This window comes from Pannonibacter anstelovis, from assembly GCF_036881715.1.
In the GTDB taxonomy this organism is placed as follows: Bacteria; Pseudomonadota; Alphaproteobacteria; order Rhizobiales; family Stappiaceae; genus Pannonibacter; species Pannonibacter anstelovis.
The window spans coordinates 110,648-136,718 of sequence record NZ_JBAKBF010000012.1; the positions used below are offsets into that span (position 1 = coordinate 110,648).

The 26,071-nt window shown below is 61.4% G+C and carries 28 protein-coding genes; 20 read left to right on the top strand and 8 right to left on the bottom strand.

What is annotated here, in order from left to right; all coding sequences use genetic code 11:
* The first annotated feature begins 15 nt into the window (after window positions 1-15).
* Window positions 16-489 carry a transcription elongation factor GreA gene (greA, locus tag V6L75_RS17325; protein ID WP_055454032.1) on the top strand — a complete coding sequence of 158 codons (474 nt, stop codon included), beginning with the start codon at window positions 16-18 and terminating at the stop codon, window positions 487-489.
* A gap of 641 nt (window positions 490-1,130) precedes the next feature.
* Here the strand turns inward: greA and V6L75_RS17330 are convergent.
* Entirely contained in the window at window positions 1,131-1,916 is a 786-nt protein-coding gene (locus V6L75_RS17330; protein WP_334252733.1) for an amidohydrolase family protein, read from the bottom strand.
* A gap of 86 nt (window positions 1,917-2,002) precedes the next feature.
* Between V6L75_RS17330 and V6L75_RS17335 the strand changes: the two genes are divergently transcribed.
* The 5 genes from V6L75_RS17335 (at window position 2,003) to V6L75_RS17355 (ending at window position 7,004) form a co-directional block, all read left to right on the top strand.
* Complete coding sequence (locus V6L75_RS17335) at window positions 2,003-2,731, top strand: GntR family transcriptional regulator (RefSeq protein ID WP_334252734.1); 729 nt, start codon at window positions 2,003-2,005, stop codon at window positions 2,729-2,731.
* A gap of 33 nt (window positions 2,732-2,764) precedes the next feature.
* A complete protein-coding gene (locus V6L75_RS17340; protein WP_334252735.1) occupies window positions 2,765-3,715 on the top strand; it encodes a tripartite tricarboxylate transporter substrate binding protein in 951 nt (316 codons plus the stop codon).
* Between the two features lie 3 nt (window positions 3,716-3,718).
* Window positions 3,719-4,168 carry a tripartite tricarboxylate transporter TctB family protein gene (locus tag V6L75_RS17345; RefSeq protein WP_334252736.1) on the top strand — a complete coding sequence of 150 codons (450 nt, stop codon included), beginning with the start codon at window positions 3,719-3,721 and terminating at the stop codon, window positions 4,166-4,168.
* A 1-nt stretch (window position 4,169) separates the two neighbouring features.
* Window positions 4,170-5,663, top strand: coding sequence for a tripartite tricarboxylate transporter permease (locus V6L75_RS17350; protein WP_334252737.1), 1,494 nt, complete (start codon window positions 4,170-4,172; stop codon window positions 5,661-5,663).
* A 546-nt stretch (window positions 5,664-6,209) separates the two neighbouring features.
* Window positions 6,210-7,004: an SDR family oxidoreductase gene (locus tag V6L75_RS17355; protein WP_334252738.1), complete on the top strand. Its 795-nt coding sequence runs from the start codon at window positions 6,210-6,212 to the stop codon at window positions 7,002-7,004.
* Between the two features lie 35 nt (window positions 7,005-7,039).
* Here the strand turns inward: V6L75_RS17355 and V6L75_RS17360 are convergent, their stop codons facing one another.
* Window positions 7,040-7,510 carry an Lrp/AsnC family transcriptional regulator gene (locus V6L75_RS17360; protein ID WP_019964018.1) on the bottom strand — a complete coding sequence of 157 codons (471 nt, stop codon included), beginning with the start codon at window positions 7,508-7,510 and terminating at the stop codon, window positions 7,040-7,042.
* Between the two features lie 191 nt (window positions 7,511-7,701).
* Here V6L75_RS17360 and V6L75_RS17365 point away from each other — a divergent pair, with 191 nt between their 5' ends.
* The 3 genes from V6L75_RS17365 to V6L75_RS17375 all read left to right on the top strand — a co-directional run bounded on the left by V6L75_RS17365 (window position 7,702) and on the right by V6L75_RS17375 (window position 10,633).
* Window positions 7,702-8,694 (top strand): mitochondrial fission ELM1 family protein, encoded by a 993-nt coding sequence (locus tag V6L75_RS17365; protein ID WP_334252739.1) that lies wholly within the window; start codon window positions 7,702-7,704, stop codon window positions 8,692-8,694.
* A 17-nt stretch (window positions 8,695-8,711) separates the two neighbouring features.
* Window positions 8,712-9,674, top strand: coding sequence for a thioredoxin-disulfide reductase (gene trxB / locus V6L75_RS17370; RefSeq protein WP_334252740.1), 963 nt, complete (start codon window positions 8,712-8,714; stop codon window positions 9,672-9,674).
* Window positions 9,675-9,736: 62 nt separating this feature from the next.
* The gene (locus V6L75_RS17375) at window positions 9,737-10,633 is read left to right on the top strand and encodes a LysR family transcriptional regulator (protein ID WP_334252775.1); all 897 of its coding nucleotides are present in this window, start codon (window positions 9,737-9,739) and stop codon (window positions 10,631-10,633) included.
* Window positions 10,634-11,484: 851 nt separating this feature from the next.
* On the opposite strand, the gene msrP is transcribed toward V6L75_RS17375, so the two are convergent.
* Together msrP and V6L75_RS17385 are read right to left on the bottom strand one after the other, a co-directional pair.
* On the bottom strand, window positions 11,485-12,456 hold the full coding sequence (gene msrP / locus V6L75_RS17380) for a protein-methionine-sulfoxide reductase catalytic subunit MsrP (RefSeq protein ID WP_334252741.1): 972 nt from the start codon (window positions 12,454-12,456) through the stop codon (window positions 11,485-11,487).
* A 203-nt stretch (window positions 12,457-12,659) separates the two neighbouring features.
* Window positions 12,660-14,720 carry an elongation factor G gene (locus V6L75_RS17385; RefSeq protein WP_334252742.1) on the bottom strand — a complete coding sequence of 687 codons (2,061 nt, stop codon included), beginning with the start codon at window positions 14,718-14,720 and terminating at the stop codon, window positions 12,660-12,662.
* Window positions 14,721-15,053: 333 nt separating this feature from the next.
* Between V6L75_RS17385 and V6L75_RS17390 the strand changes: the two genes are divergently transcribed.
* Window positions 15,054-15,395 (top strand): hypothetical protein, encoded by a 342-nt coding sequence (locus V6L75_RS17390; RefSeq protein WP_334252743.1) that lies wholly within the window; start codon window positions 15,054-15,056, stop codon window positions 15,393-15,395.
* 120 nt (window positions 15,396-15,515) lie between these two features.
* Here V6L75_RS17390 and V6L75_RS17395 read toward each other — a convergent pair whose 3' ends face one another.
* On the bottom strand, window positions 15,516-16,715 hold the full coding sequence (locus V6L75_RS17395) for a pyridoxal phosphate-dependent aminotransferase (RefSeq protein ID WP_334252744.1): 1,200 nt from the start codon (window positions 16,713-16,715) through the stop codon (window positions 15,516-15,518).
* Window positions 16,716-17,043: 328 nt separating this feature from the next.
* Between V6L75_RS17395 and V6L75_RS17400 the strand changes: the two genes are divergently transcribed.
* Window positions 17,044-18,519: a methyl-accepting chemotaxis protein gene (locus tag V6L75_RS17400; RefSeq protein WP_334252745.1), complete on the top strand. Its 1,476-nt coding sequence runs from the start codon at window positions 17,044-17,046 to the stop codon at window positions 18,517-18,519.
* A 33-nt stretch (window positions 18,520-18,552) separates the two neighbouring features.
* Here the strand turns inward: V6L75_RS17400 and V6L75_RS17405 are convergent, their stop codons facing one another.
* A complete protein-coding gene (locus V6L75_RS17405; protein ID WP_334252746.1) occupies window positions 18,553-19,692 on the bottom strand; it encodes a PAS domain-containing protein in 1,140 nt (379 codons plus the stop codon).
* A gap of 243 nt (window positions 19,693-19,935) precedes the next feature.
* Between V6L75_RS17405 and V6L75_RS17410 the strand changes: the two genes are divergently transcribed.
* The 6 genes from V6L75_RS17410 to V6L75_RS17435 all read left to right on the top strand — a co-directional run bounded on the left by V6L75_RS17410 (window position 19,936) and on the right by V6L75_RS17435 (window position 22,817).
* On the top strand, window positions 19,936-20,202 hold the full coding sequence (locus tag V6L75_RS17410) for a hypothetical protein (protein WP_334252747.1): 267 nt from the start codon (window positions 19,936-19,938) through the stop codon (window positions 20,200-20,202).
* A 4-nt stretch (window positions 20,203-20,206) separates the two neighbouring features.
* Window positions 20,207-20,503, top strand: coding sequence for a hypothetical protein (locus tag V6L75_RS17415; protein ID WP_334252748.1), 297 nt, complete (start codon window positions 20,207-20,209; stop codon window positions 20,501-20,503).
* 208 nt (window positions 20,504-20,711) lie between these two features.
* Window positions 20,712-20,987, top strand: a complete 276-nt coding sequence (locus tag V6L75_RS17420) for a hypothetical protein (RefSeq protein WP_334252749.1) — start codon at window positions 20,712-20,714, stop codon at window positions 20,985-20,987.
* Between the two features lie 64 nt (window positions 20,988-21,051).
* A complete protein-coding gene (locus V6L75_RS17425; RefSeq protein ID WP_334252750.1) occupies window positions 21,052-21,462 on the top strand; it encodes a DUF3775 domain-containing protein in 411 nt (136 codons plus the stop codon).
* A 140-nt stretch (window positions 21,463-21,602) separates the two neighbouring features.
* Window positions 21,603-21,731, top strand: coding sequence for a hypothetical protein (locus V6L75_RS17430; protein ID WP_334252751.1), 129 nt, complete (start codon window positions 21,603-21,605; stop codon window positions 21,729-21,731).
* Between the two features lie 87 nt (window positions 21,732-21,818).
* Complete coding sequence (locus tag V6L75_RS17435) at window positions 21,819-22,817, top strand: heparan-alpha-glucosaminide N-acetyltransferase (protein WP_334252752.1); 999 nt, start codon at window positions 21,819-21,821, stop codon at window positions 22,815-22,817.
* 9 nt (window positions 22,818-22,826) lie between these two features.
* Here the strand turns inward: V6L75_RS17435 and V6L75_RS17440 are convergent, their stop codons facing one another.
* Window positions 22,827-23,750 carry a choline/ethanolamine kinase family protein gene (locus V6L75_RS17440; protein ID WP_334252753.1) on the bottom strand — a complete coding sequence of 308 codons (924 nt, stop codon included), beginning with the start codon at window positions 23,748-23,750 and terminating at the stop codon, window positions 22,827-22,829.
* A 139-nt stretch (window positions 23,751-23,889) separates the two neighbouring features.
* On the opposite strand from V6L75_RS17440, the gene V6L75_RS17445 reads away from it, so the two are divergent.
* Complete coding sequence (locus tag V6L75_RS17445; protein ID WP_334252754.1) at window positions 23,890-24,183, top strand: Rdx family protein; 294 nt, start codon at window positions 23,890-23,892, stop codon at window positions 24,181-24,183.
* Here V6L75_RS17445 and V6L75_RS17450 read toward each other — a convergent pair.
* Entirely contained in the window at window positions 24,180-24,626 is a 447-nt protein-coding gene (locus V6L75_RS17450) for a MarR family transcriptional regulator (protein WP_334252755.1), read from the bottom strand. The genes V6L75_RS17445 and V6L75_RS17450 overlap by 4 nt on opposite strands.
* Before the next feature lie 128 nt (window positions 24,627-24,754).
* Between V6L75_RS17450 and V6L75_RS17455 the strand changes: the two genes are divergently transcribed.
* On the top strand, window positions 24,755-25,240 hold the full coding sequence (locus tag V6L75_RS17455) for a DUF1579 domain-containing protein (RefSeq protein ID WP_334252756.1): 486 nt from the start codon (window positions 24,755-24,757) through the stop codon (window positions 25,238-25,240).
* Window positions 25,241-25,277: 37 nt separating this feature from the next.
* Entirely contained in the window at window positions 25,278-26,054 is a 777-nt protein-coding gene (locus tag V6L75_RS17460; protein WP_334252757.1) for a VOC family protein, read from the top strand.
* Window positions 26,055-26,071: the final 17 nt, after the last annotated feature.

Below are 26,071 nucleotides of genomic sequence, written 5' to 3' on the forward strand. Positions count from 1 at the left end.
GAAGGTCTACGGCCAATGGAAAAGATCCCGATGACCGCCGCCGGCTACGCAATGCTGCAGGTGGAATTGAAGGAGCGGACGTCGGTCGAGCGGCCCCGGATCGTCGAGGCCATTTCCGAAGCGCGCGCCCACGGCGACCTGTCGGAAAACGCCGAGTACCACGCCGCCAAGGAAGCGCAGAGCCACAACGAGGGCCGCATCGCCGAGCTTGAGGACAAGCTCAGCCGCGCTGAAATCATCGACGTCTCCAAGCTCTCCGGCACCACCGTCAAATTCGGTGCCACGGTCACCCTCATCGACGAGGACACCGAGGAAGAGAAGAAGTACATGATCGTCGGCGACGTGGAAGCAGACGTGAAGCAGGGGAAGATCTCCATCTCCTCCCCCATCGCCCGCGCCCTCATCGGCAAGACGATCGGCGACAGCGTCGAAGTCGCCGCCCCCGGCGGCGCCCGCTCCTACGAGATCGAGAACGTCCAGTTCCTCTGATCCGTCTCTGACCGGCTCTCCTGTTCAGCAGGCCTGATCAGGAGGGTTGTTCAGGAGGCCCGATCAAGTGGGCCGATCCTGAGGATTGATTCAGAGAACAAACCTCCGGGCCCTCCCGCCCGGCAAGACCCGAATGCCCGCGCTCGCCGCGGGCATTTTTTGTTTTTGGGGCATGAGTCTGTATAGACTCTCCGCCGACTCAAGCGGGAAGAATGCCTCCAATCTGGCAAGTGCGAAAAAGATGGCCACGGCGACCGGACCTTTCTCCGCACGTCTCGATCGCCTCCCTTGTTGTCCTACGGCACTTCCTTTCTGCTAGGTGAACCTAAAAAATCCCCGCTCACTGTCGGTCTGATAAAAATTTCGAAACACCACCGAAAAAGAGAGATACTGGCAAACATACAAGAACATGCCTCAACGCAAATATTAAACACCACGATCTGCCTCCGCTTAAAAACGCGGAACTGCCAGGTAAGTACTTTCTTTTCATAGTCAGGAGAATAAGATTTCAGGGTGCATAACCATGAGCCCCACTACAATGAAAGAAGCAGGCAGCCCGCGTCTCCGGATCATGTTATCTAATAACGGCAGGCAATAAAACTACGCTTTAAAACAAGATAATATTAAAAAATTTATAGCTCTCATCCTCTTTCGAGACGTATTCCATACAGCTTGTACGGCGCAACCATATCGAAAACGCTATCAATCTTTTTCGCTATATCAAAGTTCTCAGCGTAACTTGTCCGGTCTTCATGCCGGGTGTGGGGCCAATCGCTACCCCATACAACATGGTGCGCAGGCAACAATGACAACAGCTCTTCCGCATGCGGCCTAACATCGAAAGCCGTGCGGTAAGGCGCAGAGAACTTCAGGTAGAGAGCTTCGCGGTCCCAAAGGTTTCTGACTGCCTCTATGAATGGATCTTCGCTGGGCTTCGGATGCGAAGGCAGCCCGAAATGATCGACAACAATATTGACACCGAGATCGACCAAAGCAGGCAGAAGCGGAGCCAGAACATCCCCTTCCAGATGCACTTCAAGATGGAGCGTGCGTTCGCGCAGCTTACGAAGGAATGCGCGAACGGCTGCATCACCCGGATCAGGCCGTGGGGCACCAGAAACCAGGTTCCAGCGCACGCCGCGCATGCCTGCTGCCACCAAGCGGTCCAGCTCCTCGTCAGCAACATCCAAGGGCACGACACCCACGCCAGCGAACCGATTTCGATCCAGTTTACCCAGCGCTGCACACATCTCCGAATTGTCGGTGCCTAAAAAGCTCACCTGAACAATGACACCACCTTTCAGACCGTGAGCGGCCTGATGGGCAAGCCAATCCGAAAGCGGAGCAGAACGCGACGGAACATAGCGCGCTCCTGCTTTGATAGAGACGGTCTCATAAACATGCGCGTGGCAGTCGAACTGGATCATTCTGGCACCCTTCCAAGATTCATATATATGACTAGTTGACTATATGGGTCAATATGCGTAGCGTTGATCCAGGGAGGACATTTGGCGTGAATGGATTTGCAACGACAGATGTGCGGCTGCCGGCCTATGCCAGATTGCGGGATACATTGGCAGCCAGGATTGCGCAGGGGGAATGGACGCCCGACAGGCCGATTCCCTCCGAGGCTCGGCTTGCACGCGAGTTTGACGTCTCGATCGGGACAGTGCGCAAGGCAGTGGATGGCTTGGTCGAAGAGGGTCTTCTGGAGCGCCGCCAGGGGTCGGGTACTTACCTGCGCGCGCCTTCCTTTAATGCGACGCTGTTCCGCTTTTTTGCCGTGCGCGACCGGGATGGCTCGGCGCCATCAATCCCTTCCAGCCAGTTGATTTTGCGCAGCGTTACAAGTGCACCAGATGCTGCGGCAGAAGCACTTGGCACACATGATGTCATAAAGATCGTGCGCCTTCGCAGCCTTTCAAATCAACCGGTTCTGTTCGAAGAAATCTACATTCCAGCAGCACGCTTCGCTGGATTTGAGAAGCTGCCAGAAAGCGAATTGGGGCCGCTTCTGTATCCAATCTATTTCGAGCATTTCGGCGTGCTGGTCAAACGCGCCACGGACGAGGTGTCTTTCGGCACAGCATCGGAAACGGTTGCGCAGAAGCTGCGGATCGGCGCCGGCGCTCCGCTCGCAATCATCAGACGGACTGCATTCGATATGGCAGACAAAGCCATCGAATGGCGTATCGCAAGCGGCAGCGCGACTGGCTTCCGATACCGCAGCGAGATCACATGACGTGTGGAAATACGTTAAAAAGGGAGAGAGAGCATGACATACAAGGCTACCTGTTTCGGCATAGCCATTACGGCCATGATCGCTGCGCCAGCGCTGGCAGAATACCCTGAGCGTACCATTGAGCTGACCATTCCTGCAGGCGCGGGTGGCGGTACGGATACGAGCGCGCGCAAGCTCGCGATCCTTTTGGAAAAGAAGCTGGGCACCTCAATCGCGGTTATAAACATAGGCGGTGGCGGCGGCTCCGTCGGCGCGACACAATTCATGCTGACCGAACCAGACGGTTATTCACTGTTTGCAACGTGGAACAGCCCCCTGACCACAGTGCCGCAAGTGCAGAGCGTAGCTTACACACTGGACAGCTTCACACCCATCGCCTCAACCTCTGAGAGCGCATACACGCTGTGTGTGAAAGCAGATTTTCCGGCGACTACAGGCGAGGAATTCCTGGCTGAGCTAGCGGCTAATCCCGGAAAATACACCTATGGCAATGATGGTATCGGTGGCACTATGCAGCTCGCTGCCGAGCGCATTTTTCAGGCCAAGGGCATAGAGGCCGTAGCCATTCCTTTCGGCGGCGCAGGCGAGACGCTGCAGAATTTTCTCGGTGATCACGTGGACATCTATGGCGGCTCTATTGCACCAGTTCTGCCATATGTCCAAAGCGGCGACGTAAAATGCCCGCTGCTCACGTCAGCTGCGGGCGTGAAAGCGCTTCCTGGCGCTTCAGGGCTTGAGGCAGTTGGACTCGCCGATAAGGAAACGCTGCTGTGGCGGGCGATCCTTGGACCCAAAGACCTTGATCCTAGTATTGTCGACAAGCTGGCCGTTGCGATTGACGAATCCGTTAATGACCCGAGCTATGTCGAGTTTCTCGCAACAATGGGTGAAGTCCCGAAAGTGGTGAAAGGCGAAGCTCTCAAGATACGGCTGGAAAATGAATACAAGGCATTGGCCGAAGTATCCAAGGCACTGGGTCTTTAAGCCATGGAGAAGCGACAGGACATTGTCACAGGCATCATTTTTGCATCGGTTGGTCTGACTGCTGCCTGGATGGCAAGCGGCTATCGGGGCGCCAGCGGAACATACCCGATGGTTCTTGGGCTAATCTTGACGCTTCTCGGCGGGGCCGTGGCGGTTCGCGCCGCCCGGTCCGGCCGCAATCAACCAAGAAACTTGGTCGATGCACCAGTCCAGATGGCCGCTGCGATGGTCGTGGCGTTTATTTATGTGGCGGCGATCACGCCGCTCGGCTTCTACACAGCCTCCTTCCTTCTGATGCTGGCCATGCCGATGGTTCTGGGGTTCCGCCGTTGGGTATATGCGGTGACGGTCGCCGTTGTCTTCATGGCTCTGAACTTCCTCGTCTTCTCGATTTTGCTGCAAAAGCCGCTTCCGCGAGAGGCCATCATGTCCCTGATTTCGATAGGAGCCTAAGATGGACTTCTATATCCACGCACTGATCAGTGTGATGGCTCCCGGTCCCATGATTGCCATGATAGGCGCAACGCTCCTGGGCGTTCTAATAGGGGCTTTGCCAGGATTGAACCCGGTCATGGCGATCGCGCTACTACTGCCGCTTACCTATTCGATGGATCCTCTGATCGCGCTGGCAATGGTCGCTGGCATATATAATGGCTCAATGTATGGCGGCGCAATCCCGGCAATCCTCTTGCGCATTCCGGGCACCCCAGCATCTATCGCTACCACGTTCGACGGCTTCCCCATGGCCGAACGGGGCGAGGCATCCAAGGCACTCAAGATTGCATGCTGGTCCTCTGCTATTGGAGGCATCGCCAGCGCAATCGCACTCATGACCATGGGGCCGCTTTTGGCACGAATGACGCTGTCGTTTGGTCCAGCGGAATACTTTTGGATTGCGGTCTTCGGCATGGCTTCGGTAGGGGTCATGGTCGGCTCTGACGCGGTCAAGGGCATCATGGCCGCGGTTCTGGGCCTGCTGATTGGCACGATGGGCATTGATAATCTGTCTGGGCAGGCCCGCTTCACTTTCGGCCAGCCATGGATGCTCGGCGGGCTGGATCTGGTTGTGGTGCTGGTCGGGCTCTATGCGCTGCCGCCCGTACTGCAGCTTGCAGAAAAGTGCGACCTCAAAGGCCTGTCCGCTGCACAGCTGAAGCTCACCAAATCACGGTTTGAGAAGGGTGAAGTGCGAGGGTTCATACCCACCTGGCTGCGGGCGTCCGGCATTGGCATCGTTGTCGGCATTCTGCCCGGTGCAGGTGGCAATATCGCAGCTTTTCTGAGCTACAACGCCACCAAGAATGCTTCAAATGAACCAGAGAGTTTCGGCAAAGGCAATCCTCTGGGCGTGGCTGCAGCAGAATGCGGCAACAACGCCGACAATGCCGCCTCGATGATCCCTGCGATGTCGCTCGGAATTCCGGGCAACGTGGTGGCAGCTCTTGTCTTGAGCGCTCTGACGATTCACGGATTGCAACCGGGGCCACAGCTCTTTCATCAAAACCCAACGTTGATCGGCGGATTCATGATGGAGATGCTGATCACATCTGTATTGATCTTTGCTTTGGGCGGCGCGTTGGCAACACGTGTGTTTGCGCAGTTTCAACGGCTTCCGGGTGTGCTTCTGGTGCCTGCGATCCTGGTCCTGATGTGTGTCGGTGTCTATGTCATCAATGGACGCATCGTGGATGTATGGATCATGTTGGGTGCAGGGCTGGCAGGCTATTTCCTGGAGAAGGTGAATGTCCCCCTCGCACCTGTCATTCTAGGCATGATCCTCGGTCCGCTTGCTGAACAAAGCATCCGGCGGGCACTTCTGATCAGCCGGGGCGATGCAAGCGAACTGTTCACCCGCCCACTGTCGGCAACGCTGGCGCTCATGACGCTGCTCATCATCGTTTGGCCCGCCCTAAAGGCCATGCGGCGCGGGCGCTTTGGAAACATTTAAGTCGCCTGGAACGAGTTTTGGCCCCGGAGCTAGACCCGCAGCAAATGGTAGCTGCGATACAGAGCGCAAGGAGGTAGTCTTTGGCGCTCCGGGAGTTCTTCAAGGCCTTCGCCGGCAACTTTGTTGGACGTCCGCCAGCTCATGTTGCGGCCTTGATGGCGGATCCGGTCAGTTGGCATGCGATGAAGATCTGGAAGCGCCCCAGACCGGGGCGGCGAATTTCAGCAGTCCCCACCGCGCCAACGCCACAAACACCCCCCACTGAAGGCCCCCAGCCCACTTAACCTTGACGCCTCCCCTGCTGCCGGGTACCCCTTTGCCTCAGATTGAGGAGTGACGGACATGGACAACCGCAACCGGTGATCCGGACATTCGCCGGACCGTGGCCACTGGCTTGGCTCTCGACCAAGCCTGGATGCTGACGCATCACGCGTTGAAGCTGCCAAAGGGCAGCACGCACTTGAGCAGCTCTCGATGAAAGCAGTTCACCGAGAGCTGGAATGACCAGCGGCCACACACCCTCACTTTGGAATCCAGGGATTTATCATGCCCAGACTTTCTGGAAAGCGCGCTCTCGTGACGGGGGCGGCGCGCGGTATTGGTGCAGCCATTGCCAAGGCCTTTGCCGGTGAAGGCGCGAGCGTCATTGTGACCGACATCAACGACGAAGGCGGTGAAGCCACAGCCGGGGCCATCGGCGGCACATATTGTCATCTGGATGTGGCCTCTGAAGCGGACTGGAGCCGGGCGGAGCGCCTGTTCCCCGAACTCGACATTCTCGTCAACAATGCCGGCGTTACCGGCTTTGAGGACATGGCCAATGGCGCGCCGCCAGCGCATGACCCCGAGAATGCGCAGCTTGCCGATTGGAGAGCCGTGCATGCGGTCAACCTCGACGGCACGTTTCTGGGGTGCCGCTATGCCATCCGCGCCATGCGGGCAAGAGGCGCCGGGTCGATCATCAACATCTCTTCCCGCTCAGGATTGGTCGGCATTCCGATGGCCGCCGCCTATGCCTCTTCAAAGGCGGCGATACGCAATCACACAAAGAGCGTGGCGCTCTATTGTGCAGGCCAAGGCCTGAAGATCCGCTGCAACTCGATCCACCCTGCCGCCGTCATGACGCCCATGTGGGAGCCAATGCTGGGCAACGGGCCGGACAGAGCCAAACGGGAGGCAGCCATGGTGGCCGATACGCCGCTGCGCCGGTTCGGCCAACCGGAAGAGGTCGCGGCGCTCGCCGTGTTTCTGGCCTCTGACGAGGCCCCCTACATGACCGGCACAGAGCTTACGATCGATGGCGGCATTCTGGCAGGATCAGCCGCAACACCCGGAAGCTAGAGCCGCAGCCCTATTCAGCAATAGGGGGCGCCCCCTCACCTTTCGATCGGCACCGTAGGCTCATCCTTGGTGCGGCGGATGGTGAGGGCGGTGCGGACGCTGTCGACGTTGGGGGCGGCGGTCAGTTCGCGGATGATGAAGGTCTGGAAGGTCTGCAGGTCGGGGGCGACGCATTTCAGCAGGAAGTCCACCTCACCCGAGAGCATGAAGCACTCGCGCACGATGGGCCAGCTGTTGACCCGCTCCTCGAAGCCGTTGAGGTCTGCTTCCGTCTGGCTGTGCAGGCCGACCATGGCAAAGGCCGTCACCTCGTAGCCGAGCTGCTTTTCATCCAGCAGCGTGCGGTAGCCACGGATGAGCCCGGCCTCCTCCAGCGCGCGCACCCGGCGCAGGCACGGGGGAGCGGAAATGCCGACACGGCGGGCGAGTTCCACATTGGTCATCCGGCCATCCTGTTGCAGCTCGTCCAGAATGTGCCAGTCGATCGCGTCAAGCCGTGCTTTCAAGGAAATCTCCAGTCAGTGCGGGCGGCGCCCGGCGGGCAAGGCAAAAAGGCCGCCTGCCCCAAAGTTCCGTTTCACAGGCACGCCCCCGGCCTTGTTCCAGCCGTCTGTCCGTGCTTGTGTGGCCGCAAGACCCAATGCTCTGCGGCTTATGATTTTTTGCTCATTTCCGCAAGACTATAACAAAAGCACCCATGCTCAAGAAAGATCCAGAAACCGCAAAAGCTGAGGATGACCGGAGCATCTGGATTCTGTCCGACGGCAAGGCGGGCGACGAAATCCAGTGCATGGGCGTCGCAGAGGCGCTTGGCCTGCCCTATCAGATCCGCCGCGTTGCCCCGCGCAAGCCCTTCGTCTGGGCCATGCCCTGGGGGCCGATTGACCCGCGTGAGGCGGAAACGCGGCCCGGCAGCCCGCTGGCGCCGCCATACCCGGACATAGCTATCGCCTCAGGCCGGCGCACGGTGCCCTATCTGCGCCGCCTGAAGAAGCTGAGCGGCGGGCGCACCTTCACCGTCTTCCTCAAGGACCCGCGCACGGGCACGAGCGCCGCCGACCTCATCTGGGTGGGTGAGCATGACAGGCTGCGCGGCGCCAATGTTCTGGTGACGCCAACCGCACCGCACCGCCATTCGGCGGAGAAGCTGGCAGCAGCAAGGGCGCAGCCAGACACCCGCCTTGGGGATCTGCCCTCCCCGCGCATTGCCGTGCTCGCGGGCGGCAACAGCCGCCATCACAGCTTCACGCCCGAAGACATCAGCCGCTTTGCAGACGGACTGGGGGATGCGGCAAGGCAAGGCGGCAGCCTGATGATCACCGCCTCACGCCGCACGCCCCCTGCCCTCAGCCACCGGCTGGAGCAGCTGGCGGAAACAGGAAACCATTTCCTTTGGGACGGCAGCGGTGAAAACCCGTTGCTGGCAATGCTGGCGCTGGCCGATACCATCGTGGTCACGGGCGACAGCACAAACATGGTGGGCGAGGCTCTGGCGGCGGGGCGGCCTGTGCATGTGTTCATGCCCTCGGGCGGGCACCACCGGCTGGACCGTTTTTTGACTGGATTGCGCCAGATTGGGGCCATTCACCCCTTTCCGGGGCCTCTCAAAACCACTACCTGTGAGCCGCTGGACAGCACCCCGCAGATCGCTGCGGCAATCAGGGACAGACTGGCCTCACGCAAGGCATGAGATTTAAGGAACTGGACATGGCGACGGAACACGTGAAGCTGCTCATCATTGGCTCGGGCCCTGCTGGCTACACCGCCGGCATCTATGCCGCACGCGCCATGCTCGAGCCGGTTCTCGTTGCAGGCATCCAGCCTGGCGGCCAGCTGACCATCACCACCGATGTGGAGAACTACCCCGGCTTTGCCGAGCCGATCCAGGGCCCCTGGCTGATGGAGCAGATGCAGCTTCAGGCCGAGCATGTCGGCACGCGCATCGTGCATGACATCATCACCGGGGTAGACCTGTCGAAGCGCCCATTCCGCGCCGTTGCCGATGGTGGCACCGAGTTCCTGGCCGATGCCATCATCATAGCCACCGGCGCACAGGCGCGCTGGCTGGGCCTGCAGTCCGAGCAGGACTTCATGGGGGCGGGCGTCTCCGCCTGCGCCACCTGCGACGGCTTCTTCTACCGCGGCAAGGAAGTGATCGTGGTCGGCGGCGGCAATACGGCTGTCGAGGAAGCGCTCTACCTCGCCAACCTGGCGTCCAAGGTCACCGTCGTGCACCGCCGCGACAGCTTCCGCTCCGAGCGCATCCTGCAGGAGCGGCTGTTCGCCAATCCGAAGATCAACGTGGTCTGGGATTGCGTTGTGGACGAAATCCTCGGCGGCGGAATGCCCAAGGCCGTCACTGGCGCGCGCCTGAAGAACGTCAAGACCGGCGAAACCCACGAACTCAAGGCCGACGGCGTCTTCATCGCCATCGGCCATGCGCCTTCGGTCGATCTGTTCCGCGGCCAGCTGACGCTGAAGCCGAACGACTACATCTTCACCGAGGCCGACAGCACCCGCACCTCCGTGCCGGGCGTCTTTGCCGCCGGTGACGTGACCGACGACATCTACCGCCAGGCCGTCACCGCCGCCGGCATGGGCTGCATGGCCGCCCTTGAAGCGGAGAAGTTTCTGGCTGAACATGCCCTGGAGGCAGCCAAGGCTGGCTGAAGCGGCCGGATTCGGCCTGACCCGCCACGGACGGGCGGCGGAAGAGGAGAAACAGGCGCATGATGGACTGGGACAAGCTGCGTATTTTTCATGCCGCCGCGCAGGCAGGCAGCTTCACGCATGCTGGCGACAGCCTGAACATGAGCCAGTCCGCCGTCAGCCGTCAGGTCAGCGCGCTGGAGCAGGATCTTGGCATCCCGCTGTTCCACCGCCATGCGCGCGGCCTGCTGCTCACCGAGCAGGGCGAACTCCTATACCGCACGGCCCGGGAAGTGCTGATGAAGCTGGAGGCCGTGCAGACGCGCCTCACCGACAGCCGCGAAAAGCCCTCCGGCGTGCTGCGCATCACCACCACGGTGGGCCTTGGCTCCACCTGGCTGACCTCGCGCATCAACGAGTTCATCGATCTCTACCCGGACATGGAACTGCGGCTGATCTTCGATGACGAGGAACTGGACCTTGGCATGCGCGAAGCGGACGTCGCCATCCGCCTGCGCCAGCCAACCCAGCCGGATCTGATCCAGCGCAAGCTGTTCACCGTGCACTTCCATATCTACGCTTCGCCGCATTATCTGAAGCGCTACGGCACGCCGAAGACGATAGAGGATCTGGACAATCACCGCATCGTCACCTTCGGCGAGCACGCCCCCGCCTATCTGCGCGACATGAACTGGCTGGAGACCGCCCACCGCCCGCTGGGTGAGCCGCGCCGCATCGTACTGCGCGTCAACAATGTGGTGGCGATCAAGCGCGCCGTGGATCAGGGCATCGGCGTCGCCATTCTGCCGGACTACATCGTCGAGAACGACACGAGCGTGACGCAGATTCTGACGCATCTGGAAGACCAGATTCCCAGCTTCGACACCTATTTCGTCTACCCGTCCGAGCTGAAGAACACGGCGCGCATCACCGCGTTCCGCGACTTCCTGCTGGCCAAGGCAGAGCGCTGGTCTTATTGACCAGCGCTGGCGGCGCAGGACAGAATGCCGCACCGCGAAAAACACCTTCAAAGCCACATCTCATTGATTTCATAGAACTTTCCGGAAGGCCAGCACCCGGCTGCGGCCAGTGCGCTCCTGCGCATTTATCCGTCGGAATATGAAACAGGAAGAGTTTGCACGGAAAATAGGCAAATTCGGAGGCTGCTTGAAATCTGACCATAAGGTCAAAATCTGCCCAAAACGCACATCAAGCCCCTGATTTAAAGAGGGAAATTTGATTCCCCCGATCGAAATGTGACGGGAATGTGCAGGGCTGACATATTAGTCATTCCTTAAACGCATGGCTGACCTGCGCAGGTGCTACTTGTTTAATCAGCTTGTGCACTGCATATAAGCATCACTGTTGGTTCTGCGGCGTCGCACTCTCCTCCCAGCGACGCCAATTCAGCCAGCTGTTCCCCTCTGGAAGGTGATTTTCCACGCTGTGGAAAATCAAAAATAACTGCCGGGTCTTTTGACCCGGCTTTTTTTTGCCTTGTGGCTAGGAAAAGGGAACGGCTTCAGAGCAACCTCCGGCAAGCGGTGCGCCCATGACAGGTCCCGGCACGGAGGCCGGGACGGCGTAAACAACAGCGCTCCGTTCACACAGGCGCCTGCTGCAGGCAACTATGCGCCCACCACGCACTGCATCCCCACCGTGCCGTCCCGGCCTTGCGCCGGGACCTGTGAGTGACGTTCTGCCACAATCTCCGTCACCCGGCTCTCCGCTGCGCTATGGCCGGGGGACACAGGAGGACCTCAGCCTGAACGCAAAAGGCCCCGGAGATACCCCGGAGCCTTCCACATCACATCCCTGAAGCTACACAGCCTCACATGAACAGCTTCTCGCCTTCCATGCCCTTGTAGAGGCCGGCGACCTGCTCGGCATAGCCGTTGTAGAGCAGGGTCGGAACGGTTTCGCCGGTGCCCAGCACGTCTTCCTGCGCCTGGCTCCAGCGCGGATGGGGAACGTCCGGGTTCACGTTGGCCCAGAAACCATATTCGGTAGGGCCCAGCGCTTCCCACATGGTCTTCGGGCGTTCATCGGTGAAGGTGATGCGGACGATGCTCTTGATCGACTTGAAGCCATATTTCCACGGCAGGGCAAGGCGCAGTGGCGCGCCGTTCTGCTTGGGCAGCGGCTTGCCATAGACGCCAGTCACCATGAAGGCCAGCTCGTTTGTGGCTTCGGCCATGGTCACGCCCTCCACATAGGGCCACGGATACCAGACCATGTTCTGGCCCGGCGCAATGCTTGCGTCCTGGAAGGTCTCGAAGCGCAGGTATTTGGCGCCTGCCTGGGGGCTCGCCAGCTTCACCAGTTCCGACAGGGCAAAGCCGGACCAGGGCACGGCCATGGACCAGGCCTCGACGCAGCGGAAGCGGTAGAGGCGCTCTTCCAGCGGCATGGCCTTCAAGAGGTCGTCGATACCGATCTGCTGCGGCTTGTCTACCATGCCGTCGATGGTCACCGTCCACGGGCGGATGGGCAGGGCCTGCGCCGCACGGGCGATGCTTTTGCTGGTGCCGAATTCGTAAAAGTTGTTGAAGCTGGTAACGTGCTTTTCCTGGCTGAGGGCACGGTCCAGCGTATAGGCCTCGTTGCGCTTCACCGGATAGAGGCTGGCGCTCGGGTCAGCGGCTCCGTCCTGCGCCCTTGCGCCGGATGGCAGCCCCGCCCCCAGTGCCAGTGCGCCCGCGCCTGCCATGCCCGCCAGAACCGCGCGGCGGTTCCAGAACAGGTGCTCCGGTGTTGCCATATGCTCGGGCAGGGCCCAGCCCGGCTTGCGGATGATGTGCATCTTGTCCTCCTGATCAGCGCCAACAGAAAACGCCTGAAACCCTGAAGATGCAAATAACGCTCTGGTGACATCCGGCGATCCCTGACGCACGCAGGATTGAACATACGGGACGTTGAGAGCCGGAAAAGATGAGGCCGGCACCCGTCCGCACCGGCCTCGCCCCTCCTGTTTCTGCAGCCCAACGGGCTGCCTGGAGAGTTCCTTTATGCCGCCTTCTGGCGCTCGCGGGCAAGTATCTGCTCTGCCAGTTTGCCGTTTACCTCCGCCAGATGATCAAAGCGGCGGTGGAAGCTGCCAGCTCCCGCCGTGGCAGATCTGAGCTCGACAATCAGCCCGTCCAGTTCGGCCTGCGGCATCAGGCAGCGCACCTCGTCCCATCCGGCCCAACCGGGCCTTGCATCAAAGCCGAGGATCTGGCCGCGGCGGGCTGGGATGATGGCGTTTATGCGCGCCGTCGCTTCGGACGGGCACACAACAATCACCTCATCCATCGGCTCCAGCAACACCGGACTGCACTCCGGCAGCCCCTCGCGCATCGCCGTGATTGCCGCCATGCGGAAGGCCTGATCGGAACTGTCGACCGAATGATAGGACCCATCCGTCAGCACAACCGAAATGTCGACAAGCGGGAACCCCAGGGCACCGTGGCCCAGCGCTTCACGCACGCCTTCTTCCACGGAAGAGATGTACTGGCGCGGCACCACGCCGCCGGTGATCTTCTCGGAGAAGACAAAGCCCTCGCCGCGCCCCAGCGGGTGGATTTCCAGCACAACATCGCCGAACTGGCCGTGCCCGCCCGACTGCTTCTTGTGCCGCCCGCGCACGCTGGTGCCCTTGCGGATGGTCTCGCGATAGGCGATCTGCGGCGCACGCGCCTCCACCGCAAGGCCATATTTGCCCTTGAGCCGGGCCAGCGCCACGCGCAGGTGCATCTCGCCCTGCCCTTCCAGCAAGGTCTCACCGGTCGCCTCACTCAGCCGCGCATGCAGGGCCGGATCCTCTTCCGTCAGCTTGTGCAAGGCAGCGGAGAGCTTCACGTCGTCCTTATGATCAGCCGTGGAGATGGCAAGCCCCATCACCGGCTCCGGACGGCGGAAGGGCATCCACTGCCGGATCGGCTCCTTCAGCCCCAGCAGCATGCCGGTCTGCGCGCCCTCGAGCTTTGCCAGCGCCACAGTCTCGCCCGTGCCAGCTGCGCCCCGGCGGCTGGCCTGCTGGCCGAAGACCGAGAGCAGACCAGACGGCTTCTCCGTTTCGCCATCCGGCAGATGCAGACCATGCCCCTCGGCCACGGTCCCACCCAGCACCCGCGTCACCGATAGCTTGCCGCCATGCAGCGTGTGCAGTGTCTTCACCACCACACCCGCCTCGGCGGAACCACTCAGGCCCAGCCGCGCCCGGGTTACCATAACATCCGGCCCTTCGTGACGCAGAGCCTTCATCAGGCGCTGAATGCCGTTGCCGTGCTCGGCCGAGCCGATGAATACCGGGCAGATCAGCCCCTGCCGCATTTCCTCGGCAAGGTCGGTGAACACCCGCTCGCGTCCAGGCGCCATGTCCTCCAGCAGGGTTTCCATCAGCACATCGTCATGGTCTGCCAGCCGCTCCAACATGGAGAAGCGCGCTTCCACCTCGCGGGCAAGTTCATCACCCGGCATGTCGATCACAAGACTTTCCGCATGCTCGCGGTAGACAAAGGCCCGTTCCAGGGCAAGATCAATGAAGCCCACGGCGATGCCGTTCTTCCAGATGGGGATCTGCCGCAAAACCAGCGGCACGCTGGAAGCCGGCTGCAACATCTGCAGCACGTCGCGCACCCGCTGGGTCGCCTTGTCGATCTTGTTGAGGAACAAAAGCCGGGGCACGCCGCGCTCTTCCAGCATCTTGAGGATCAATTGCAGCGCAGGAACCTTCTTCTCGTCCGCTTCCGCCACCACGATTGCCAGATCCGCACCGCACAGGGCGCCTTCCGTCTCCGTCAGAAACTCGACTGAACCGGGGCAGTCGAGGAAAGCGTAATGATCCCCCAGATACTCCGTCCCGGCTATGTTCATCTCGACGCTCATGCCATGAGCGCGAGCCTCGGGCGAGGCATCACCCGTCATGTTGCCGCCTGCCTGACTGCCTTGTCTGGAAATTGCCCCCGTACGCGCCAATATGGCTTCCATCAGGGTTGTCTTGCCGCTTCCGAAGGGCCCGACAATCGCGATGCAGCGGGGGCCGGATCGTCTGCCGCTGCTGGTGCTTTCCTGAATGCCGCTCATGCTGCCGTCTCCCGTTGGCTTGTGTTGCCAGCGCGGGCACCGCGGCAGGAGATGGCGCCGCGTATGCGCGCCTTCCACCCGCTGCAGGGACATGAGCCGTCTTGTCCGGATAGTCCGGAGCCGGGCCAGGCCCTGCGGCGTTTGAGCATTGCAGCTCCGCGCGGATCTGTCGCCGCTACGTCGCTGTTTACGGCATCGTCGCGCCGCGCAGGCGCCATTTGCAAGCAAAAGATGTGCGGCACTGCAGCATCATACGGCCTTGCCCCTGCCGCATCTGCGGGCCACAACAAGGCCAGAGACAACTGGACAAGGCAGCGAAAGGCCGCTCGCAGAATGCAGATCCATCAGCGCATAGGCCTTGTTACAACCGCCCTGCTTCTGGCGGCGATCCTGCTGCCACACGGCCCGGGCGGCGAGGCTCAGGCCCAGACCTCCGCCCTGCGCCGCTCCAGCGACAACGGCACCGCCGCCGCCCCGTCCATGCGCGGCCAGGCCGGGCGCATGCTTCTGGACAAGAGCCAGCAGCAGCAAACGCAAGGCCTCGACCGGCGCCAGCAGATCGAAGCCGAACAGCGCCGCGAACGGGCGAAGGAACTGGCCCAGCCCTGCACCCAGCCCGGCTGCCCCACCAATCCGGAGTACCGGGATGTCTATGGGAAGCCAAAGGCGAAGTGAGCCCTCTCTTACCCCGCTTGTCCGCCGTTCCGGACAATGTGGTGGAGAGGGCTTTGACAACAAAAAACCCGCCGGCTTTCACCGGCGGGTTCTTCATTCACTTGCACCGTCAGATAAGGCTTAACGCAGGTTTCCGCAGAAACGCTGGATGCGCTGGCAGGCGTCTTCCAGGGCTTCGGTTGCGGTGGCGTAGGAGATGCGGAAGTTCGGGCCAAGGCCGAAGGCCGAGCCCTGCACCACGGCAACGCCTTCAGCTTCCAGCAGCTCGGTCACGAAATCCTCGTCGGTCTCGATGACCTTGCCGGACGGCGTGGTCTTGCCGATGCAGCCTTCGCAGGACGGGAACACGTAGAACGCACCTTCCGGAACCGGGCAGACCAGACCCTTGGCCTGGTTCAGCATGGATACCACCAGATCGCGGCGGGCCTTGAAGATCTCGTTGTTCTTCGGGATGAAATCCTGCGGTCCGTTCAGCGCTTCCACGGCCGCATACTGGGCGATGGAGCTGGGGTTGGACGTGGACTGGGATTGCACCGTTGCCATCGCCTTGATCAGCTGCACGGGACCAGCCGCATAGCCAATGCGCCAGCCGGTCATGGCATAAGCCTTGGAGACGCCGTTTACCGTCAGGGTGCGGTCGTAGAGCGACGGCTCGACCTGCGCCGGGGTCGTGAACTCGAAGTTGTCATAGACAAGGTGCTCATACATGTCGTCGCTCATCACCCACACATGCGGATGACGGACGAGCACATCGGTGAGCGCCTTCAGCTCGGCGCGCGTGTAGGCCGCACCCGAGGGGTTCGACGGCGAGTTGAAGATGAACCACTTGGTCTTCGGCGTGATCGCAGCTTCCAGCGCTTCGGCAGTGATCTTGAAGGTCTTCTTGTCGGCTTCCACGATCACCGGCGTGCCGCCAGCCAGCTCCACCATGTCCGGGTAGCTCACCCAGTACGGCGTCGGGATCAGAACCTCATCACCGGGATTCACGGTGGCGATCAGGGCATTGTAGAGCACCTGCTTGCCGCCGGTGCCGACCGTCACCTGCGCCGGGGTGTAGGTCAGGCCGTTCTCGCGCTTGAACTTGGCGCAGATCGCCTCCTTCAGCTCGGGAATGCCGTCCACGGCGGTGTATTTGGTCTTGCCCTCATTGATGGCCTTGATCGCCGCAGCCTTGATGTTTTCCGGGGTATCAAAGTCCGGTTCGCCAGCGCCAAGACCGATAACGTCCCGGCCGGCGGCTTTCAGCTCACGCGCCTTGTTGGTGACCGCAATCGTTGCGGACGGTTTCACACGCGAAAGAGCATCGGCAATAAAGCCCATGAGGGTCCTCCATAGGAGACATGGTGAATTCGAGCGCGCGGACCCTAAGCCGACAACAGAAGCGCTGCAAGGCCCAAGCACCGCAGATCTGCGGCTTGCATCCACTTTTTTTGCAGATCAGGCCAAGGGCATATGCCGGGCAGAAACGACGAGGCCTCACCAGAACAACCGCGATTCCCCCTGAAACAAATAACAATGATCATCGAGAAATCATCAGTATCATCATCTTAATTTTTCCAGTTTGGAAAAAATTCCGCAGGGTGAACTTAAGCCTCAAGTAATGACTACGTGGAAGAACGTATGCATACACCAAGCGGAGTGCCCACAGATGGCCAGCCTGTTCTCCATCGGCAACATGCAGCGCAGCATCAACCGGGATGCCCTTCAGGCATTGGACGATTTGCCGGTCGCCGTCATGACCTGCGATCTTTCGAGCTTCTGCATCGACTACGCCAACAAGGCTTCGATCGGCTTGGTGGACAAGCTCAAGCACATCCTGAATCTGGATCCCTCCAAGATCGTTGGCACCTGCATTGACGTGTTTCACAAGCATCCGGAGCATCAGCGCCGGATCATTGGAGACCCCAAGAAGCTGCCGCACAAGGCCCGTATCAAGCTGGGCGGTGAGGTCATCGATCTGCACATCTCGGCGATCTATGACGCAGCAGGCCGCTATACAAAGGCGTCGCTGGTCTGGAGCATCGTCACCGAGCAGTACAAGGCGGACAGGGAGACCAAGCGCCTGCTGCAGATGATCGACAAGATGCCGATCAACGTGATGACCTGCGATCCGAAAACCTTCGAGATCAACTATGTCAACCAGACGAGTCTCAAGACCCTGGAGGCAGTCGAAAAGTACCTCCCCGTCAAGGTGAAGGACCTGCTCGGCAGCTCCATCGACGTGTTCCACAAGCATCCCGGCCACCAGCGCAAGATCCTCTCCGATCCTTCCAACCTGCCCTGGCGCGCCAACATCAAGGTCGGGCCGGAAACCCTCCGCCTTGACGTCTCGGCCATTCAGGACACGGACGGAAGCTATCTTGGCCCGATGCTGAGCTGGTCGATCATCACCGACCAGACCCATGTGACCGACCAGATCAGCGGCGTGGTCACGACCATGAACGAGATCGGCTCCGAGCTGGACAACACCGCCGCCAGCATGCTGCATACGGCCGAAGCCGCCGGAAGCCAGGCAACATCCGTCTCCTCCGCAGCCGAGGAAATGGCGGCATCGTTCTCCGAGATCGCTCACCAGATGACGACGGCGGCGCAGAAGTCACGCGCCGCGACGGAACAGGCCGATTCCACCGCTGGTCAGATTGAGGCGCTGAAGAATGCGTCGGAATCCATCGGCACTATCATGGGCACCATTCAGTCCATTGCCGACCAGACCAAGCTTCTGGCGCTCAATGCCACCATCGAGGCTGCGCGCGCCGGTGAGCTTGGCCGGGGCTTTGCCGTCGTTGCGGCGGAAGTGAAGGGTCTGTCGGAGCAGACCAGCCGTGAGACGGAGCAGATCCGTGCGCAGATCGAGGCCATGCAGAGCCAGACAAGCGGCGCCATGACGGCCATCCGCTCGATCATCGACATGATCCGCGAGCTGGATTCGCTGTCTTCCGCTGTCGCGGCGGCCATGACCCAGCAGCAGGCCGCTTCGCAGGAGGTGACCCGCGCCATTTCCAGCGTGTCGGATGCCAGCAACAAGACCCGCATGTCGGCACAGACCGTCATGGGCATGGTGGACAAGGTGAAGGGCGTGCAGAAGGCCAACAGCGAAATCGAGGCCTTCCTGAAGTCACGCTGACGCAGAGAAACCCGGAAAACTTGGCCGCTCCCCTCAGGCCCGGGTTTCCAGCACCAGATGCGGCGGATCCTCGTCGTTGTCGATGAAGAGCGCGCGGATGCGCTTGTTTCTGGACGCGCCGTCAAGGCTGTTTACAACCACCGCGATGGGAATGTTATTGGCCTTCTTGGCGGCTTCGAGAAGCAGTCCGTAGCTCTTGGGATGCAGCAGGGTCTCGGTGATGGGATGCTCGTCCATCGACTGCTGGGTCAGCTGAAAGGCCTTGCGTGCCGCCTTGTTGGCGGCCAGCATCTTGCGTGTCTTGGTATCCACGACGATCACCGGCGACGTCATCACATCAAAGATCCGGGTAAAGTCCGCCTCGCTGTGGCCATCCGGCTCGGCCGTAAAAACAACACCGCCTGCTGTTTCTGAGAGGCGGAAGAACAGGGCCGAGTAGTGCATCACCATGGTGTCGCCATTCGGCATCTTGAAGCGCCCCTTGCCGGAGGCGCTGGACGAGCGGGCGAGAACCGTCTGGATCAGAGCCGCGAGCGTCTTGCCGACCCGCTTCGGGATGTGGGCAATGTTGCGGCCGATGCAAAGCGCCGGATCGTCAATGCCGAAGGCGTGAAAGAAGCCGGGGCTGGCATATCGGACATAGCCGAAATTATCCGCCGTCATGACGATCTTGCCAGAATTCTCCACGAAGTGCTTCAGGATCGGCGCAAGGCCGCGCACCACATGCCCGCCCTCTCCACCGGAACTAACCGTCGAAGGATGGCAAATGACAAACTGGCGCCCATCGCCTGCATCGTAACGCCAGCCGGTCAGGCTGATACCTGCGATGCCGCTTTCTGCATCCGTGCCCACATCAATCGGACCGCACTTGCCTTTGCGAATGACAGTATTGAACAGGTTGAGAAGATTTTTCTGCGTCTGCGGCGCCAGAGCGGTAAGCGCCTCGGACAGGGCGGCCTGTTTCAGTCCGGCACCCTTGCCCTCGATCTGGGCTGTCGCCGTCTCGAGCCACATCAGCCGCTTTGCGGATGGATCCGCGATCAGAAACCAGAGACCGGAGAGACTGAGATGCGGCCCGGCGTGAGCATCCGGCACCGCGGCGGCCGCAGTCTGCAAAAGCTTCTGGTCCGGCGCGGGCATAACTGCCGCTGCCGCCTCGCTTGATCCGCTCATGCCTCTTGCCCATCCCCGGCGGCGGGCCCATCCCCGCACCGGAATATCCAGTAGGTCCGGTATCGCCTGCAAGGGCAAAAATCCAGTGAAGATGATCGTTACAAACCGAAACTTTCCTGCCACGAAATGGCCATGAAAAATGCTGCAACCCGCCCGGTTCCGGGCCGCAGGCCGTCGCATTTTCAGGCCAGTTTCTGCCCGTCTGGGCACTGATGATAGGGCCTTGGGATGGGAAACTGGACGATGCCCCGCACACAGATCCGCCGCAGGCAGGCCTGCCCGTTGCAGCTTGCCGGGCTGTTTGCCGGTCTTGGTCTTGCGGCTGCCGCCATCTGTGCGATCACCGGAAGTTCAACAGGGCCGGGCCTGATTGCCATTCTGGCCGCCGCCTTCGCCAGTTTGGCGCCGCTGACGCTATCTGTTGGTGCGACTCTGCTGCATGACATGGCTGTCCGGCCGGACAGCGCACCGCAGCACTCATCCAGACGCCCACATGATGACTGGAGCTGACAGCATGACCGGAGATACGACGCAACCGGATGGCAGCAGCGGGACGGCCACACGCATGAGCACACCGCCCATGGCAACGATCCGGACACCACACAAGACGCGGCCCGAGGATGAGGCAAGCCTGCGGCCTCTGGGAATGGCCATCGTCTTTGGCGTCATACTGGCCGTGGCGGTTGCTTTCCTTGGACCGTCGCCGTCTGCGCGCGAACACCATGGAGACAACACCGCACAAGGAGCCATCCAGCATCCTGCGCAGGCCGGCAAGAACACGCCATCTGCCGTGCCGATGCGCACGGGATGATGCATCCGGCGCAGCCTCTCAAGACCAGCACGTGACGTGCTGGTTTGCCAAAGCCCTGTGAGACCTGTGCTCCGGGGCTTTGGCATGCCTGGCACGGCGAGATCGCGGCAGTGTCCTTACCCTGCCAAGGGAACTATTACGCCCGTCAAACATTGGACTGGCACATGAACATGCAGTCGAGAGCGGCTGCCCGCAAACGGACCCTCCCATGCTTGCTGCCCGCTGGAAAGTACTGATCCTTTCTATCGTCCTTTACCAGGGCCTGTTGACCTGGTGCATGTTCGAGCTCGTCAACATCTCGGCCTATTTTTCCAGTTCAGAATGCGGCGAGTGGTGCGACCGCCGTCCTTTCGGTTTCATCCTGAGAAATCAGGGGGCTTATGAAGCCGCAATAGCACTTGCCAGCCTCAGCATTCTTCTTGTCGTCATCAATGCAGCCGTCTGGATCAGCTCCACCCGGGGCGGCCGGAATCTCAAGTCCTGACCCGTTGCTTCCCGGGCCATCCAGTGACTTAATGATCCCTGAGAAAGACACATGGAGTTCCGCCATGGCCGTTGAACTGACCCTGTCGCCTGAAACAATCCGGATGCTGGTGCAAAAGGCACGCGCTGCCACCGCTGCCCTCAACGACGCCTTCGAGGAAGACCGCGGCAATGGCATCGACTTTGATGAGGATCATCTCTCCGATCTGCACATGCACGATGGCCTTGCGGAAGAAGAATCCATCGACCTGAGCGAAGAAGAGCTGCGGGAGCTGATCTCGGACCTGAACGTGGATGAGTCGGCCGAATTGGTCGCCGTTGCCTGGGTTGGCCGCGGCGACTTTGATGCCAGCGACTTCGATCAGGCCGTCGAGGAGGCGCGGGCCAGAGGCATGAAGGGCGCCGCCAGCTATCTGATAGGCCTGCCCCTGCTCGCCGACTATCTGGAGAATGGCTTGGAAACACTCGGCTTTTAGGATCTTTTCCACAGCCGCGGAAAAAACATGCAGGACAAGGGAACCGGAGAGCCAAATAGGGCTTTAACCAGACGTTAACCATATGCAACGTTCCTAGGGATGTCACATACGGACCAAACCCAACCGGGAGGAGCCCTGAGATGAGCGTTCAGGATCGTTATGATACCGATAGTCTCGTCAGCAGTCCGCGTTCACCCTGGCCCTATGTAGCGGGCTTTATTGCAATCTCAGCCTTTGCCAGCGTTCTGGCGTCCGCCTTTCTCGGCTAGGCTTGCCGGCAGGCACCTGCCCGGCTCCGCCCGGCAGCCTGTCAGATGCGCCGGGCATGTCAGGCGGAGTTTCAACGGATCTCCGCAATGACCGCCAGCCCGGCCACCAGTTCCACAAGTACCGGTTCTTCCATGTTGCGCCTTCACGGGCTGGACCTTGCCCGTGGCCTCGCGCTGCTTGCCATGGTGTCCTATCACCTGTCCTGGGATCTGTCCTGGTTCGGGATCGTGGACTGGCCAGTGAACGGGAATGACGGCTGGCAGGCCTATGCCCGGCTGATTGCAGGCACCTTCCTGTTTCTGGCCGGTGTCAGCCTGAGCCTTGCCCATGGCAGCGGCATCCGCTGGCGCGCTTTCTTGCGCCGTAAAGCCGTGATCCTGATGGCTGCAGCCGCGGTCAGCGCAGGCACATGGTATGCACTCGAAGCCAGCATGGTGCGCTTCGGCATTCTCCACTGCATTGCCGCCGCCAGCCTGCTTGCCCTGCCCTTTGTCCGGCTGCCGGCCGTTGTCTCTGCTGCGGCTGCACTGCTGGTCTTCTCCCTGCCCTTCTGGGCTGCTGGCCCTGCCTTCGACGGGCCGCTCTGGCTCTGGACAGGACTCGGCGACCCGGGCTTTTCCAGCGTGGACTGGGTGCCGCTAGTGCCCTGGGCGGGCGCAACCCTGCTGGGCGTTGCTGCCGGGCATATATTGCAGCGGCCCGGCCTTCGGGAGCAGGCAGCCCGCTGGCAGCCACATTCGGCTTTCAGCCGCCTGCTTTGCCGGGGCGGGCGCCACTCGCTGGCGGTCTATCTGATCCATCAGCCCGTTCTGTTCGGCAGCCTCTGGCTCGTCGCAGCCAGCGGCGCCATCGAAGACAGAACCTCCCGTGACTTTCAGGAAAACTGCACCCTGACCTGTACGGCCGGCGGTGTGGAGCAGCCCGCCTGTGCGCGCATCTGTTCCTGCACCCTCAGCACGATGAAAGCGGAAGGCCTGTGGGACAAGCTTCTGGCCAGCCCGGAAGACACTGGCCTGCTGAGCCGGATGAACACCAGCCATGCTGATTGCGTGCAGCAGGAGTTCGAGGCCAATCCGCCTCAGTGACCGCAGCACTCAGGCGCCGGCGTTACGCCGCGCCCGCGCCAGCCGCTCTCCCGCGAAGGCTTTGAAATCAGCCGCATCATTGCCGCGCACCACCTGCCCCAGAGCCCAGAGCGCGGAAATGCCGTCGCAGACCGGTTTCATCGCGGCTACCCGGCGGCGCATCAGATCCGGATCTTCACCGTGGGCGAGGCTTGCGGCATGGGCGCTCAAAAGCGCCGCCTCGGCAGCCGCGTTCAGTCCGCATTCCAGCACCGCATAGGCCAGATCCCAGGCCGGATCGGACCAGCCCGCATATTCCCAGTCGATCAGCCACAGGCGCTTCCCGTCACAAAGAATGTTCCCCGGCACCAGATCGCAATGGCATGGGGCGGGCAGAACTTGCGGCACTGCAGCAAGGTGGCCGGCAGCATCCCGCAGAAAGGCAAGATCCTCAGACGATGCGCCGTCAGCCCCTGCCGCAAGGATCATCTCCTGCAGCCGCTGCGAGGGCACAAAGACCGGAGGCCGTGCCAGCCCGTCAAAAGCGGCAGCGGCCCCATGCAGCCGCGCCAGCAAGCCGCCCAGAAGCTCTGCCCCGGCAACATCCACCGCTGCCGCAAGCGGATGGGCATCCGGCACCGCCTCGATCAGCATCACGCCCTGCTCCGGCGCCGCCAGAATGACACGAGGCCCCAGCCCAAGCCGTTCAGCCACGCGCGAAAACTCAGCCTCGGTCTGGCGGCCGACAAGACCCCGGTTCTCCGCCCGCTCTACCCTCAGGACAAGGCTTCCCGCCTCCCCCGTCAGCCGGTAAACGTGATTGCTGAGGCCCGACACTGCTGTCACCTCAAGACGTTCTCCCGCCTCCCGGCGCAGCGCATCACCCAGCGGAGGGCAGACCGCAAGAGCAGCCGCAAGAGGCGCAGGCAAAGGCTTGGGCGACAAATCAGGCATGAACGGGACCCATGAAACCGGGGCGGGCAGCAAAGAGCCCCCTTCTCCTCCATCCTTGGCTCGGCGGCAAGCGGCCAGCCATCAGCGCGGTATCCCCGCCCCTCTTCCCGGAGTGCCGGACTCACCGCATACTCATGCCATGACCGAAAAGCCCGCGATCACCATCACCTACTGCCGCCAGTGCAACTGGATGCTCCGCTCCGCCTGGCTGGCCCAGGAGCTGCTTTCCACCTTCTCCGAAGAAATCGGTTCGGTGACCCTCGTCCCCGGCACCGGCGGCGTGTTCACCATCACCTGCGATGGTACGCAGATCTGGGAGCGCAAGGAGGACGGCGGCTTTCCCGAGGCCAAGGTGCTGAAACAGCGCCTGCGCAATCTCGTCTGGCCAGAGCGGGACCTTGGCCATTCGGATGGACATAAAAGCGGCGGCTAGCCGCTGATTTCCGCAAGCCCATCCCGCAAGATCTGCGGATCGGCTGTCATACCCGCTTCAAGCGCCCCATGCACCTCATCCCAGATGGGTACTGCGGCGGCAAGCGTCTGCGCCCCGGCTTGCGTCAGATGCAGCCGCTTGCCACGCCTGTCCTTGGGGTCCGGCAGGATCTCCACCCAGCCATTACGCGCCAATGGCTTCAGGGCCGCCGTCAGCGTCGTCCGGTCCATACCGAGAAACCGGGCCACCGGCCCAAGCGCCGGTGCTTCCGGCCGGTTCAACGCCATCATCAGCGAGAATTGCTGGTTCGTCAGCCCGGTGGGCTTGAGTGCCAGATCAAAGCGGCGCGCCAGTGCACGGGCGGCCCGCTGGGCGAAAAGGCACAGGCAGGTATCCTTCACCTGCAGGGTCTTGGCATAGGGAACGGGCGGAGTGTTTGACATAGCCTATTTATGTTGATATCAACTCACATCGTCAATCGGCAGTTTTCGGGGATAGAGGGCCCTGATCCGGCGCGCAAGCGCGCTCGTGCCAGGCGGCACCAATCAGCAACCGGGAGAGGAGGCCCGCCATGCAACCTTCAACCGCAACTGAGCATCACAAGGTCCTGCGCAGGCTCACGGGCGACTGGCGGATGGTCTCGTCCACCGGTCACCCGGATTATGATCCGGAGGATCCGGCGAAGCGCTGGACCGAAACCGGCCGCATGCTTGGGGATCTCTGGGCCATCATCGAAGCACGCGGCCCCATGCCGGACGGCGAACCGGCGGAAATGCTGATGACCATCGGCTACGACCCTGCCCTTGGCCGCTACACCGGTACCTGGACCGGCTCCATGATGGATTACCTCTGGGTTTACCGCGGCTGGCTGGAAGATGAGGGACAGACGCTGGTTCTGGAAGCCGATGGCCCGGATTTCGACACCCCCGGCAAGAGCGCCGTCTACCGCGATGTAATCCGCTTCCTGCCGGACGGAACCCGCAGCTTCACCGGCAGCGTGCAGCAGCAGGACGGTACCTTCCGCGAATTCATGACCCACATTCTGGCTCCAGCCTGACGGCCCGCCTCCGTTGATTTGCAATGAGGAGACTCCCATGACCGGTAAATTCATCTGGTACGAGCTGATGACCACGGATCCGGAAGCAGCAGCAACCTTCTATTCGGAAGTGGCCGGATGGCAGGCTTCGGATGCAGGCATGCCGGGCTTCGATTACACACTTCTGACCATCCCCGGCCAGCCGATGCCCAGCGCAGGCCTGATGGCTCTGCCAGGCGAACTGGCAGGCTCAGGTGTACCCCCGCATTGGATGGGCTATGTGAACGTTGAGGATGTGGATGCCAAGGCCGCCGAGTTCGAAGCCAATGGCGGCAGGATTGTCAGACCCGCAGAGGAAATTCCACAGGTGGGACGCTTCGCTGTCGTGGCTGATCCGCATGGCGCCGTCCTCAGCCTGTTCAAACCGGACATGCCGGATGGGCCTCTGCCGCCGGAACCGGCCATGGGCCTTCCCGGCACCTTCGGCTGGAACGAGCTTTATGCCGGAGATGGCGCGGAAGCCTTCACCTTCTACAGCAAGATGTTCGGCTGGGAGAACGACATGGCCGTCGATATGGGGCCAATGGGCACATACCAGTGCTTCGCCCTGAACGGGCGGGGCATCGGCGGCATCATGACCAAGATGCCCGACATGCCGCAGCCTTTCTGGAGCTACTACATCAATGTGGACGGCCTCGACGCGGCTGTCGCCCGCGTCACCAAGGCCGGCGGCAAGGTCATCCACGGCCCGCAGGAAGTGCCCGGCGGCTCGTGGATCGTCAACGCCCTCGACCCGCAGGGCGCGATGTTCTCGCTGGTGTCGATGAAACGCTGAGTCCGGCATTTTCCCTG